Origin of the sequence: Flavobacterium algoris (genome assembly GCF_048158525.1) — a bacterium.
In the GTDB taxonomy this organism is placed as follows: domain Bacteria; phylum Bacteroidota; class Bacteroidia; order Flavobacteriales; family Flavobacteriaceae; genus Flavobacterium; species Flavobacterium algoris.
Genome location: NZ_JBLNKT010000004.1, coordinates 174,875 through 189,062, shown reverse-complemented (window position 1 = coordinate 189,062; position 14,188 = coordinate 174,875). Strand labels below are relative to the sequence as shown.

Sequence of the window (14,188 nt, the reverse complement as noted above, 5' to 3'; positions counted from 1 at the left end):
AACCTTAATGAACCTTAATTTCTTAATGGTTTAAAGAGAACAAAATTTCAGATAATAAATGAAAAGGAGAATCAAAATTTTTATTTAGAAAACTTCGCTGGCTTCTTTCAATTTTTCCATGTTGTTGACTAACGCTAGCTCGTCAACAATTTTCTGAATGTCACCATTCATAATATTTCCCAAATCGTATAACGTCAATCCTACACGGTGATCCGTTACACGACCTTGCGCGTAGTTATAGGTACGGATTTTAGCCGAACGGTCACCAGAACTTACTTGAGATGTACGTGTTGTAGCATCTTCCGCTTGTTTTTTGGCTAATTCCTGTTCGTATAAACGGGAACGCAAAACGCCAAATGCCTTGTCTTTATTTTTATGTTGTGATTTTTGATCCTGACATTGTGCTACTAATCCGGTTGGAATGTGTGTCAAACGAACGGCTGATTTAGTTGTATTTACCGATTGTCCACCTGGTCCTGACGAACAGAAGAAATCCACACGTACATCATTCATATCAATCTGTACATCAAATTCCTCTGCTTCTGGCAATACCATAACAGTCGCTGCTGATGTGTGAACACGTCCTTGCGTTTCCGTTTGTGGTACCCGTTGTACCCTGTGCACACCCGCTTCAAACTTCAAGGTTCCGTAAACATCCTCACCGGTAACTTCAAAAATTACCTCTTTGAAACCGCCCGAAGTTCCTTCATTCATATCCACAACCGAAGTTCTCCAACCTTTGTTCTCACAATATTTCGTGTACATACGGAATAAATCCCCTGCAAAAATACTCGCTTCATCCCCACCCGTTCCGGCACGAATTTCCACCATAACATTTTTGGCATCTTCCGGGTCTTTAGGAATCAACATAAATTTGATTTCTTCCTCCAGTTCCGGTAATCTTTCTTTCGCTTCATCGAGTTGCATTTTGGCCATTTCGGTCATATCTGCATCACTGTTATCCGCAATTATTTCGTTTGCTTCATCCATATTTGCCATGAGAAGCACGTATTCATCGCGCTTTTCAGCCAAAGCTTTCAAAGTTTTATACTCTTGATTCAATTGCACATAACGCTTCTGATCCGAGATTACATCCGGCTGAATGATCAAATCCGAAATCTCATCGAAACGTTGTTTTACTATTTGAAGTCTGTCTAACATTTTCTTAGTCCTTTTATTGGAGTGCAAAATTAGTGAAATATTACACACATTTAGTTAAATATTACACATTTTGACTTTCAAATTTCACATTTTTTTTTCAGGAGCTGTTTCCTGCTATTCGCTATATCTTTTTCTGGTCTCGTAAAAAAAACGAGACCAGAAAAAGGATGCCGCTGCTATCAGGGCTAGGGGATTTTTGTTAAAAAGATAGCGTTTACGGTTTTCCGTAAAATTTCATTATATTTATTTATAATTCAAACATTTGTTAAATTACAAACCCTTGATGTTGTTGATAAGCCCTAATAAATGTTAAAAAATTTGCACAATAATACAAATGTATATATATTTATTCTAATCGTACCAGTAGCGCTTCCCGTAAGAACAGCCTTCTGGTCTTTTTTTTTATACCAATATGGCGAACAAAACACCTAAAAGTATAGCGGAACAAATTGCACTCTTAAAAGAAAGAGGAATGCTATTTCGTAACGAAACCAATGCACCACATTTCCTGAAAAACATTAGTTATTATCGCCTAAAAGGATATTGGTGGGAAATGCAATCTGACAAAGTAAAGCATAAATTTAACGACTACAGTTACTTTGAAGAGGTCATAGATTTATATAATTTCGATAGACATTTAAGACTATTAATGTTTGATGCAATAGAAAGAATTGAAGTGGCTTTAAGAACCAAATTAATTTATCAGCTTTCGCTTTCTTATGGGCCGCTATGCTATATAGATTATACTATTTTTTCAGACAAAACCAAACAAAAATCCATTACCGATCATTTAAATATAGAGATTGCAAGAAGTAAAGAACAGTTTATTTTAGAACACAATAAAAATCATAAAAACGAACTCCCGGAAGCGTGGAAGGCCTTAGAAGTTGCATCACTCGGTACACTTTCAAAGCTATATAAAAACCTGGCGCATCAATTGCCTGAAAAATCTAATATTGCAATAGAATTTGATTTTAATTCACATAAAGATTTTTCTAGTTTTCTTGAAGCGACAACAGTAATTAGAAATGTAATAGCACATCATTCCAGATTATGGAATAATAATATTACAACAAAATATTTATGGCCTAAAAACCTAAAAAATCAACCGATAACCTACATCCCGAACGAAAATCAAAGAGCAAAACTATTTTCTTTACTGTCTCTGACATTATATACAATTGATTGTATAAGTCCGGGGAATTCCATAAAAACCAAATTCATTAAATTGGTAAATGAATATCCAAACGTTCCGACACACAAAATGGGTTTCCCTGCAAATTGGCGAACGCAACCAATATAGGTACAATAGGCATTATTTTATTCAACTATCTTATCTGGAGATCGTTAGCAACGAGCTAAAAAATACGGCGTTTACGGTTTCCCGTAAAATTGCTGAATTAAAAGGAGTTACTTTTGAAAAGCCCGATAATATCAAAATATTTCAATCCGTATTTTCGGTATTAAGTTATATATTTGAAAATGAGTAAAACTGATGTTTATCAGACAAAGCGACCTGATTTAGGGATAATAAGTCGTACATCTTCAGATCTATATATACAAGTTGTGCGTGATTTTACCAGAACGAACCGAAAAACGAAAAAACAAAAACTTAAAATTTTACAATGAAATTATTCCTAAAAATCATTCTCGTTTTTACACTTTTTAATTCTATAAAAAGTCAATCTCAAACAATTGATACTTTAGTAGATGTTGGAAATCATAAACTACATTTCAATATCATAAAAGGAACAGGAATTCCAATTCTTTTTGAAGCTGGTGGAGGAAGTGATGGTACTGTTTGGAATTCTATTTTGAAACCAATTGCAGATATAACTGGAGCGACAATAATAACTTACGATAGAGAAGGTTTTGGTAAAAGCACTATAAATACTTTAGAAACTGAAGTCTCAAAACACGGAATGTTAAATAGCCTTTTGGATTTAGAAACTGGATTAAAAAAATTGGGTTATAACAAACAAATTATGTTAGTTTCTCATTCTTTTGGCGGTTACTTTTCAACTTTATATGCGGTAAGAAATCCAAATCTTGTAAAATCGATTGTATTAATTGATGTAAACCATAATTTTATGGAAAAGTTTGTGGAAAGTGATTTAAAAAAGCAAGAACCACTAATTCCTGAATGGAAAAAAAGCAAACTTGGTTTATATTATATGGCTTCAAATATTCGCGAAACCACAAAAATGATGAGTGAATTATCAATCCCACAAAATATTCTAGTAGTAGATTTTGTAAACGGAATTTCTCCATTTAAAGAAACTGAAAAAGTGGAATATTGGAAAGAATGTCATAAAAAGTTTGTTGCTAGTCATCCAAAAAGTATCGGCATTACGGCATTTGAATGTGGTCACGGAATTTGGTTCGATAATCCAAGTTTGGTAATAACAACAATAGCAAAAAGTTATGCTGAAACACTAAATAAAAAACAAAAAACGGAAGTTTATGAACGTACTCTAAATTATGCAATTAGTTTATCAAACAATGCGAAGAAAGAAAATAATGCCTACATACATTCGGAAGACAACCTAAATAATTTAGGGTATGAATATTTAAACAAAAACGAAAATGAAAAAGCTTTAGAAATATTCAAATTAAACGTATTTTTAAATCCTACTAGCGGAAATGCTTATGACAGTTATGGAGAAGTTCTGTTGAAAATGAATAAAAAAGAAGAGGCGATAATAATGTATAAAAAATCTATTGAACTGAATCCTGAAAATAAAAATGGGAAAAGAGTTTTAGATGAACTTTTAAAACCCCCGCTGGCGCGAGCGTCCCGCTCGTGAACTCAAACAAAAGTAAAGACACTATAAATTGTAATGGGCACGAGCGGGACGCTCGCGCTAGCCTTTACTGAAAAACACTGTGATCGATACCCCGGCTCTGATATGCACAATCGTTAGCGCAGTTTTGCAAACTATGCCAACAACGAGAAGGGAATAAACAATTGATAAACTAAGTGAGATTGCTTTGTTCCTCGCAATGACTTAAGCAAACTGGTATAAGCTTTCTCCTCACGAACGTAAACAGATGAAAATGCATTAGTATTGGTATTTCGCATTATTAAAGCGCTTGTTTTGGCTTTTGATGATCTTTTTTTTTCGTTATTATGGAAGTAAAACGAAATCTTTAGCCCTGATGGTAGCGGCATCCTCGAAGCGCAGCGCAGAGATACAGCGGACAGCAGGACGATTCGTTCTTGAAAAGACTATTAGTTCTGCTCCTTAAAAAACAACGCTCCTACCCGTTTATAACTCCTATTGATTTCTTTTTAATACCCGATTGCTCGGATATCCACAATCATTGCCGTAATTTTGCAAACTGTTCACACAACGCGCAGCAAATAATAGGAATGGGCTTTTGTCTTTCCTCGCAATGACTTAATTCAATCGTCCCACAAATAAAACCATCTAAAATGAAAAAGATCCTTATAATATTTTCAATAGTTACATTCTTTGTTTCTTGTAAAGAAACAACTAGCAAAAAAGCGGCCGAAGTTAAAAATCAACAAGTTGACAGTATAGCAAATCAAGTGATAGAAGTTGCTGCTTTCAAAGGGCAACAAGTTACCGGAGTCACACTTACTGATGCCGGGCGTATTTTTGTAAACTTTCCGAGATGGAGAAAAGGAGTTGATAATTCCGTCGTGGAAATAACAAATACTACCGTTCAAAAAAGTTATCCGGATGAAAATTGGAATTCTTGGGAGATTGGACAGCCAGTTGTGGCCAACAAATTTGTTGGAGTGCAATCAGTAGTTGCCTTTGAAAACCAATTGTATGTTTTAGACACCAGAAGTCAATTATTCGAAAATGTACTGGATGCGCCTCGTCTTTTTGTTTTTGATCTAACAACTGATAAATTAGTTAAAACCTATATTTTAGATAAAAACAGCTACCACCCTGATTCTTATATCAACGATCTTAGGATAGATAAAAAAACTCAAAAAATCTATCTTACTGACTCAGGAAACTCTGGTATTGTCATCATAGACATTAAATCAGGTCGTTCCAGAAGAGTTTTAGACAACCACAAATCAACAGCTGCCGAACAAGGCTTTTTAACATTTGGAGACAAAAAATGGAAAAATACCATTCATTCTGATGGAATAGCACTGGACACTGTAAACAACCGACTTTATTTTCATGCCCTTACAGGATACAGCCTCTATTCAATTGCAACAAATATGCTAAACTCTGAAGATGAAAAAAGCATGGAAGAAAGCGTTCGATTTGAGGCAAAAACTGCCGCACCAGACGGCATGCTATTTGACCACAATGGTAATTTATATTTTGCCGATTTAGAAAATAATAAAATCCAGTATCGAAAACCAGATGGCAGTATTCACACTTTGGTAGAAGGTGATATGATAAAATGGGCAGATACATTTAGTATATATAACAACTACTTGTATTTTACAAACTCAAGAATAAATGAGGTTACAGCTGATATTTCAAATTTGACTTTTACTTTAAACAAAATCAAATTAGCCAAATAGTAAAAAAAGTTTCTTACCAAATCCAGCATTTGTAGCGGATACAAAGTTTACTGATTTGAAACAATCGTTTTTAGTTTCAATCTGTGATGTAAAATGGGTTTGATTTTTCGGAGGGCACTGAAAAAGTCCCGATCGCGCAGATATCCACAATCGTTAGCGCAAAATTACATTCTGTGCTAACAAACGAGGGCAGGTAAAACAAGCAGAAAAGCTATATCGATAAAACAATATAGCTTTTTTTGTTTAAAGACTGATTGAGAAGTAATTTTGTTAGGTTAGTTATGGGTATCAGTTGGAGTGGTCTATCTGGTGCTCGTTTGCAACGAGTTCCAATTTTTTATAGCACAATCATAGCGTTTGCAACGCGGTTTTTTATACTTTTATAAAACCAAAAACCTTCCTTTATTTTTCAAAATCACTAAAATGAATTCCAATGTTGATGAATTTATCAGTAATGCCACAAAATGGCAGCCCGAAATAGAGCAATTGCGACTATTGCTACTTGATTGCGGTCTAACCGAAGAATTCAAGTGGCGAAATCCTTGTTACACTTTTCAAGGAAATAACGTTGTTCTCATAGGTAGTTTTAAAGAATACTGTGCGCTTAGTTTTTTCAAGGGGTCTTTGTTACAAGACAGCAATGGTCTTCTAAGTAAACCGGGAGAAAACAGTCAGGCCATGCGTTTTTTAAAGTTTACAAATCTGCAAGAAATCATAGAACAGCAATCGATAATCAAAGCCTATATTTATGAAGCTATTGAGATAGAAAAAGCGGGTTTGAAAGTAATTTTCAAAAGCAATACAGCACTTGAATTGGTGGAAGAATTACAAATTGCATTAGACAAAAATCCTTCTTTAAAAACAGCTTTTAAAGCCTTAACACCGGGACGACAACGTGCCTACAATCTGTATTTTTCAGCTCCAAAACAATCCAAAACTCGGGAAACCAGAATAGAGAATTACACTCCGAGAATTCTTGACGGAAAAGGATTCAACGATTGCATTTGTGGGTTGTCTAAAAAAATGCCCAACTGCGACGGTTCACACAAATATATTCGAGGAGAAAATAAATGATAATCTGTAGCATTTTTTGCTTTGGTTATGATGAAAATGAAACGGAATCAATAGCCCTGATGGAAGCGGCATCCTCGCAGTCCCGATCCCGAAGCATCGGGACGGGACGCAGAGATACAGCGGACAGCAGGAAGTTTCGTCATTGAAAAAAATAGTCGTCCTGCTCCTAAAAAATAGCACTCCCTACCCGTTCATAACTCCTAAAGATTTCTTTTTAATACCAATTTCTAAATTCTTAATTTGCGGCTTTAACTTAGAAAGAGAAAATGAAGGTCTGTATTGCCGAAAAACCAAGTGTAGCACGCGAAATCGCATCCGTTTTAGGAGCCAATACCAAGCGAGATGGGTATTACGAAGGTAATGGTTATGCCGTAACCTATACTTTTGGGCATTTATGTACCCTAAAAGAACCAAACGATTACAAACCCCACTGGAAAAGTTGGGATTTGAACAACCTACCCATGCTTCCCGACAAATTTGAAACCAAAGTGGTCGAAAATTCGGGTATCCAAAAGCAATTCAAAATCATAAAAAGCCTGTTTGACAAAGCCGAGTTGGTCATCAACTGCGGGGATGCCGGGCAAGAGGGAGAACTTATTCAGCGCTGGGTGATGAACGAAGCCAATTACAAAGGCGAAGTACAACGCTTGTGGATTTCATCCCTAACCACCGAAGCCATCAAAGAGGGTTTTGAGAACTTGAAACCATCCGCCAACTACGATAATTTATACTACGCAGGATTTTCAAGAGCCATTGGCGACTGGTTGCTGGGTATGAATGCCACCCGTTTGTACACCGTAAAACACGGTGGTTACAAACAGGTTTTATCTATTGGAAGGGTGCAAACCCCAACCTTGGCCATGGTCGTGGACCGATTCAAGGAAATTGAGAATTTTAAACCGCAAACGTATTGGGAGTTGCAAACGGTGTATAGAGAGACGCTTTTTAGTTATGAGGAAGGGCGCTTTTTGAAAAAAGAAGACGGTGAAATTTTGGCCAATAAAGTCAAAGAAAGTGATTTCGAAATAGTTTCTGTCGAAAAAAAGAATGGCAATGAGTTTGCGCCTAAACTGTTTGATTTAACAGGTTTACAAGTATATTGCAATACCAAGTTTGGGTTTACGGCGGATGAAACACTTAAAATTGCGCAGACTTTGTACGAACAAAAAGTAGTCACCTATCCCAGAGTTGATACTACGTTTTTACCAAACGATATCTATCCAAAAGTTCCCGGCATTCTGCAAAAACTAACTAATTACGACGCGTTGACGCAACCGCTTTTAGAAAAAAAGATTAAAAAATCCACAAAAGTTTTCAACGATAAAAAAGTAACCGATCACCATGCGATTATCCCAACCGGGATTCAAAGCAATTTGCAATACAATCAGCAACAGGTGTATGAGATAATTACAAAGCGTTTTATTGCCGTTTTTTATGACGATTGTTTGGTAGCCAACACCACCGTAATTGGGAAAGCTGCCGATGTAGCCTTCAAAACTACCGGAAAAGAAATCTTAAAAAAAGGCTTTCGCATCGTTTTTGAAGACCCCAACGCCAAAGAAAAAGAAGCCGATATATTACCGAGTTTTATTGTAGGGGAAAAAGGACCACATGAACCCTCGTTTTTAGAAAAGGAAACCAAACCGCCGAATCAGTTTACGGAAGCTACTTTATTGCGCGCCATGGAAACCGCCGGCAAACAAGTGGACGATGAAGATTTACGCGAATTGATGAAAGAAAACGGCATTGGTCGCCCATCAACACGAGCCAATATTATTGAAACCCTTTTTAGACGCCAATACATCATTCGAAACAAAAAACAGGTATTGCCAACGCCAACGGGAATTCAACTGATTGACACCATTCAAAATGATTTGGTGAAGTCGGCAGAACTGACGGGTTCCTGGGAAAAGCAGTTGAAAGATATTGAAAAAGGAGTCTTTACCGCCGCCGCGTTTATTAACAATATGAAACGCATGGTAGAGGTCTTGGTCTATGAAGTGCGCAGTGAAACCAGACGCGCCAATATTTCGCACGCAGGAAGCATTCAAAAAGAAGTCGCTAAAGTAGAGCAAAAGAAAGCAGCAGGAATTTTGGCGGAAGCCTGTCCGAAATGTAAAAAAGCAACCCTCATCAAAGGAAAATCGGCTTATGGTTGTGGCGATTATAAAGCAGGTTGCACATTTCTATTGCCCTACACTTTTGCGGAGAAAAAAATATCCGAGAACCAATACTTGCGATTGCTTCAAAAAGGGTCTACAGTAAACTTGAAAGATTTCAAAACCGATGCCGGCACTGTGGAAGGTTTGCTTCGCTTTGATGAAAATTTCAAACTTATATTAGAACCTAAGAAAACGGAGGCGAAAGCCATTCCAGACGAATTAGCTTGTCCTAAATGTCAAAAAGGAACGGTTCTGAAAGGGAAAACTGCTTATGGTTGCAGCAATTATAAATTGGGATGTGATTTCAAAGTTCCTTTTGATGTGGTTAGAGCGAAATTACAAGATCAAAAACCGAGCAAAGAATTGGTTTATACTATTTTGAAAGAAAATAGCTAAGGCTATTAAACTATAAATAACATTAACTTTTAAACCTATAAGAAATGTAAGATCATTTAAGAAAGCTATAAAAACAAGAACTTAAATGTCCTTATATTTCTTTTATGGTAAAGCTTTTGATAACGTTGGTATTTTAATTATCTGTTTAAAAAAGTATTCAATGGTTTACTCCTTTTGAATATTCCAAACGAGGCAAACGCTTTTAAAAAAGTTAGCCACGAATTACACCAATTCTTAAAACAGATAAAATTTGTGTAATTCAATTTAAAAAATTAATATAAGTAGCACGAAAGATATATTGTCGCAATTATTAAAAAGAGTTTTTTGCCACAGATTAGAAGGATTAAAAAGATTTTTAAAGCTACGTGACGAATTAATCTGTGCTAATCTTTGAAATCTGTGGCAACGAAATTCAGAGTTTTAATAAAATACAGCATTCAATTTTAGCTATTACTTAATTTGTGGTAATTCGTGAAATTCGTGGCAAAAAACTTCTAAAAGCATTTATACTGATTCTAAAACTTAAAAAACACGCTATTCTATTTTTTTATACTTTAGCATTTCAAAATAACACCAAATGTTTACACCAATGTTTCAAAAAATAACTTTTATACTGCTGTTATTAGCCCTTTTTTCCTGTAAAAACTCCGATTCAAACGAAAAAGATAAAATCAAAGCAGCGCGCTGGTTACTGGGAAACTGGGAAAACAATTCTGCCGATGGAAATCTCTCCGAAACATGGAAAAAAGTAAATGACAGCACCTTTCAAGCAGAGTCTTACTTTATAAAAGAAAAAGACACCTTACATTTTGAAACCATAACATTAAAACAAAAAGGGGAAGAATTGACTTATAACGCAGCCGTAAAAGGACAATACGATGACAAACCGGTTTCTTTTAAATTGACAACTGCAACCGAGAAACAATTGGTTTTTGAAAATCCAAAACACGACTATCCTCAAAAAATCAGTTATACCCAAATTACTCCTGACAGTTTGGTGGCTAAAATTTCGGGAATTCAACAAGGGAAACCAAGTTCAGAACAGTTTTCGATGAAAAAAACCAAATAAAACATAACATTCCACATTGAAATTACAACCTTGCTCTAGAGAAGCAAGGTTTTTTTACGACTAAAATCATGGAAATCATCTTGTTAAAAGATTATTTTTAATTAGTCTAAATAATGTTTGTTAAATAAAAATTAAATTTTACTTTTGATTTATTCTTATTTGTTCTAAATAAGTATTAACTCATTTAATTTTTAACCATGAATTATTTAAAACAACGAATACCTCAATTTATTTTTCTCGCCTGTCTGCTGCTACTTTCTATAACTACCGCTTTTGCCCAAAACTCCGGTACTATAAAAGGAACCATTTTAACTAGCGACAACAAACCCGCCGAAGGAGTTTCAGTTTCTATAAAAGGAGCAAACAAAAATACTATTGCGGATAACAATGGAACTTTTATACTAAAAAACATATCTGAGGGCGTTCATATTCTAAAAGTTACTTTAGTTGGGTATAATGACTTAGAGCAAGAAGTAAAAATTACTACTGGGGAAATTACTGCAGTAGCATTAAAACTTACCTTATCAAACAATGAATTGAACCAAGTAGTGGTTTTGAGCAACAAAAGCGCTTTCAAAACGAATCGTGTTTCCTCAACACTTCGTTTGCAATCGCCTATCATTGAGATTCCGCAAAACATACAAGTTATAACAGGTAAACTTATTCAAGACCAACAAATTTTTGATATGCTGGAAGGCGTGACCCGCAATGTGAGTGGCGCTACAAGGGTAGAACACTGGGATAATTATGCCAATATTACCATGAGAGGCAGTCAAGTAGCCGCTTTTAGAAACGGTATGAATGTCAGTTCCACTTGGGGACCACTTACGGAAGATATGAGTATGGTGGAACGTATTGAATTTGTAAAAGGTCCTGCAGGATTTATGCTTGCAAACGGAAATCCAAGTGGTTTTTATAATGTTGTCACCAAAAAACCAAGCGGACGTACCAAAGGCGAAGCGAGTTTAACACTAGGAAGTTTTGATAGGTATAGAGGTACCTTGGATTTTGACGGAAAATTGACCAAAAACGGAAAATTATTGTACCGTATTAATGTAATGGGCGAAAAGAAACAAAGTTACCGTGATTTTGATTTTAATGATCGCTACACATTTGCTCCGGTACTTAAATATTTGGCAACCGATAAAACAGCCATCACATTGGAATACACCCAGCAATTTTCTAAAGTAAATGCCGTTGGTGCCAATTATGTTTTTTCGCACCGAGGATATGCTGATTTACCAAGAAGTTTCTCTACATCAGAGGCCAATTTAGATCCTACAAAAATGACAGAAAGAAATATTCTTGCCATTTTAGATCATAAAATAAGTGACCAATGGAAGTTTACTGCGCAAACATCTTATCTTAATTACCAACAAGAAGGAATGTCCTTATGGCCATCTGGCTTTGACCCAAGCAATGATGCAATTCTTAAACGTGGTGGTGGAAATTGGGATATTTTAGGAAAAATCTATGTTGGACAAGCGTTTATAAATGGCGAAGCTAAAACAGGATCAATTACCCACAAAATACTATCGGGATTGGATTTAAGTGATAAAACATTTTTTCATGACTGGTCACAATATTTTACTTTACCCGATTTAAACATCTACAATCCAGTACATGGAACGCTGGCTGCTTCCCCTACTTTTGACAGAAGTAAAAGTCTGGAAGATAGAGGCGTGAAATACCAAAACAGTTACAAAGCACTATATGTGCAGGACGAATTGGGGTTCTTTGACAATACACTTAGATTAACATTGGCGGGAAGATATACGATACTTAAAGCGTATAATGTTTACTCTGGCGGTACCAAAAACGAAAAATTCACACCAAGAGTTGGTTTGAGCTATTCTATTGATAAAAACACGGCGGCCTACTTTGTGAACGATCAATCTTTTAATGAGAACTACGGAACAAACTGGCAAGGCCAATCTTTTAAACCTGAAACTGGAGGAAATATAGAATTTGGTTTAAAAAGAGACTGGTTGAATGGAAAATGGAATTCAGTTGTTTCCATTTACCAAATTACCAAAAACAATGTACTGACATTAGATCCGGAACATTCCTTCGGAACACAACAATTCAGTAGAGAAAGTGGACAACAAAAAACAAAAGGTTTTGAGGTAGATATTAGAGGAGAAATTTTCAAAAATTTAGACCTTATTGTAAACTACGCCTTTACAGAAGGAAAAACAACCAAAGACACTGATCAATCACTTGTGGGAACTCAAGTAGCCGGAACTACAAGACACATCCAAAATGCCTGGTTGAATTATAAAATAGACAGAGGAACGCTAAACGGAGTTGGTTTTTCATTAGGATACCAATACCAAGTAAAAAGAGCACCATGGTATATTTCGCCTGATAATAGTACAATGCTTCCAGATTATTTCCGATTGGACGGAGGAGTTACGTATCAAAAAAACAAAATATCAGTCAATCTTGTTGTAAATAATATCCTGAACAAATACTTGTATTCTGGAGGATATTATAGCTATAGCGATATGTATTACTGGCAAACAGAAGCAGGAACTAACTTCCGTTTATCTGTTGGCTATAAATTTTAGAGTTAGTTAGTTAGTTTGTTTAATTAAACTCCTCATTTCGGTGAGGGGTTTTATCTATTTTTAATGAAAAATAATAATTTAAAAAAAGGGATTGGAAAAATACACCTATGGTTGGGTTTATCATCGGGCATAGTTGTTTTTATAATTGCCATAACAGGCTGTTTGTATGCCTTTCAGGAAGAGATACAAAATTACACGCAAGAATATCGCTTTGTAAAAGAGCAGGATGCTACTTTTTTACCTCCTTCAAAATTAGTTGCAATAGCTAAAAAAGAACTTCCTGACAAACTGCTCCATGCGATAAAATACAACGAAAAAAATAATGCGGCTGAAGCTGAATTTTTCCATTATGAACCCACGTATTACTATAGCGTCTTTATAAACCCGTATACAGGAAAAGTTTTGAAAACAGTAAACAATGAGGAAGGTTTCTTCCGTTTTATACTGGACGGTCATTTCTACCTTTGGTTGCCTAATGAAATTGGACAAACTGTTGTAGCATCAGCTACATTAATATTTCTGGCACTGTTAGTTTCTGGTTTAATTCTTTGGTATCCCAAAAACAAGAATGCCGCAAAACAACGCTTTTCGTTCAAATGGAAAAAAGGCACAAAGTGGAAACGCAAAAACTACGATTTGCATAATATTACCGGTTTTTATGTGCTAATAATCGGAATTATTTTCGCCATTACGGGTTTAGTATGGGGATTTCAATGGTTTGCATACTCTTATTATAAAGTAACCGGTGGTGAAAAATCATTACTATATGAAGAGCCACTTTCGAAAATAAATACAAAGACAGCAACTCATACAATCGCAAACCCATTGGATAAAATCTGGCACCAAATGCAAAAAGAATATCCTCAAGCGGAATCCATTGAAATACATCCGCCTGAAAAAGCTACTTCTCCAATAGCTGCCAATGCAAATTCAGACAAAGGAACGTATTGGAAAATAGATTACCGTTATTTTGATCAATACAGCTTGAAAGAAATGAATGTTTCCCATCTCTGGGGCAGACAAAAAGAAGCTAAAATTGCCGATAACCTCATGAAAATGAATTACGACATTCACACTGGAGCAATACTGGGTTTACCCGGAAAAATATTCGCATTCTTAGTTAGTTTACTCATTGCGAGTCTTCCAATATCTGGATTCTACATTTGGTGGGGACGAAACCGAAAAGGGAAAGTATCAATTAATTTAATTTCATAAAAATAAATACAAGTCGTAATAT

9 protein-coding genes are annotated in these 14,188 nt (G+C 35.6%); 8 read left to right on the top strand and 1 reads right to left on the bottom strand.

Annotated elements, in window-relative coordinates; translation table 11 throughout:
* Window positions 1–84: 84 nt before the first annotated feature.
* On the bottom strand, window positions 85–1,161 hold the full coding sequence (prfA, locus tag ACM55I_RS03720; RefSeq protein ID WP_416845424.1) for a peptide chain release factor 1: 1,077 nt from the start codon (window positions 1,159–1,161) through the stop codon (window positions 85–87).
* Between the two features lie 412 nt (window positions 1,162–1,573).
* Here prfA and ACM55I_RS03715 point away from each other — a divergent pair, with 412 nt between their 5' ends.
* From ACM55I_RS03715 to ACM55I_RS03680, 8 genes are all read left to right on the top strand, one after another.
* Window positions 1,574–2,464 carry an Abi family protein gene (locus ACM55I_RS03715; protein ID WP_416845423.1) on the top strand — a complete coding sequence of 297 codons (891 nt, stop codon included), beginning with the start codon at window positions 1,574–1,576 and terminating at the stop codon, window positions 2,462–2,464.
* A 322-nt stretch (window positions 2,465–2,786) separates the two neighbouring features.
* Window positions 2,787–3,968, top strand: a complete 1,182-nt coding sequence (locus ACM55I_RS03710) for an alpha/beta fold hydrolase (protein WP_416845422.1) — start codon at window positions 2,787–2,789, stop codon at window positions 3,966–3,968.
* A gap of 629 nt (window positions 3,969–4,597) precedes the next feature.
* Window positions 4,598–5,680 (top strand): L-dopachrome tautomerase-related protein, encoded by a 1,083-nt coding sequence (locus tag ACM55I_RS03705; RefSeq protein WP_416845421.1) that lies wholly within the window; start codon window positions 4,598–4,600, stop codon window positions 5,678–5,680.
* Window positions 5,681–6,103: 423 nt separating this feature from the next.
* Window positions 6,104–6,754, top strand: a complete 651-nt coding sequence (locus tag ACM55I_RS03700; protein WP_416845420.1) for a DUF1801 domain-containing protein — start codon at window positions 6,104–6,106, stop codon at window positions 6,752–6,754.
* A 266-nt stretch (window positions 6,755–7,020) separates the two neighbouring features.
* Window positions 7,021–9,312, top strand: a complete 2,292-nt coding sequence (locus ACM55I_RS03695) for a DNA topoisomerase 3 (protein WP_416845419.1) — start codon at window positions 7,021–7,023, stop codon at window positions 9,310–9,312.
* A gap of 577 nt (window positions 9,313–9,889) precedes the next feature.
* The gene (locus ACM55I_RS03690; protein WP_416845418.1) at window positions 9,890–10,381 is read left to right on the top strand and encodes a DUF6265 family protein; all 492 of its coding nucleotides are present in this window, start codon (window positions 9,890–9,892) and stop codon (window positions 10,379–10,381) included.
* Between the two features lie 197 nt (window positions 10,382–10,578).
* Window positions 10,579–12,951 carry a TonB-dependent siderophore receptor gene (locus ACM55I_RS03685; RefSeq protein WP_416845417.1) on the top strand — a complete coding sequence of 791 codons (2,373 nt, stop codon included), beginning with the start codon at window positions 10,579–10,581 and terminating at the stop codon, window positions 12,949–12,951.
* Between the two features lie 63 nt (window positions 12,952–13,014).
* The gene (locus ACM55I_RS03680) at window positions 13,015–14,166 is read left to right on the top strand and encodes a PepSY-associated TM helix domain-containing protein (protein ID WP_416845416.1); all 1,152 of its coding nucleotides are present in this window, start codon (window positions 13,015–13,017) and stop codon (window positions 14,164–14,166) included.
* Window positions 14,167–14,188: the final 22 nt, after the last annotated feature.

Bases quoted from the DNA above. Each gene is read 5' to 3' on its own strand.
- prfA (WP_416845424.1), bottom strand. From the start codon at position 1,161: ATGTTAGACAGACTTCAAATAGTAAAACAACGTTTCGATGAGATTTCG.
- ACM55I_RS03715 (WP_416845423.1), top strand. From the start codon at position 1,574: ATGGCGAACAAAACACCTAAAAGTATAGCGGAACAAATTGCACTCTTA.
- ACM55I_RS03710 (WP_416845422.1), top strand. From the start codon at position 2,787: ATGAAATTATTCCTAAAAATCATTCTCGTTTTTACACTTTTTAATTCT.
- ACM55I_RS03705 (WP_416845421.1), top strand. From the start codon at position 4,598: ATGAAAAAGATCCTTATAATATTTTCAATAGTTACATTCTTTGTTTCT.
- ACM55I_RS03700 (WP_416845420.1), top strand. From the start codon at position 6,104: ATGAATTCCAATGTTGATGAATTTATCAGTAATGCCACAAAATGGCAG.
- ACM55I_RS03695 (WP_416845419.1), top strand. From the start codon at position 7,021: ATGAAGGTCTGTATTGCCGAAAAACCAAGTGTAGCACGCGAAATCGCA.
- ACM55I_RS03690 (WP_416845418.1), top strand. From the start codon at position 9,890: ATGTTTACACCAATGTTTCAAAAAATAACTTTTATACTGCTGTTATTA.
- ACM55I_RS03685 (WP_416845417.1), top strand. From the start codon at position 10,579: ATGAATTATTTAAAACAACGAATACCTCAATTTATTTTTCTCGCCTGT.
- ACM55I_RS03680 (WP_416845416.1), top strand. From the start codon at position 13,015: ATGAAAAATAATAATTTAAAAAAAGGGATTGGAAAAATACACCTATGG.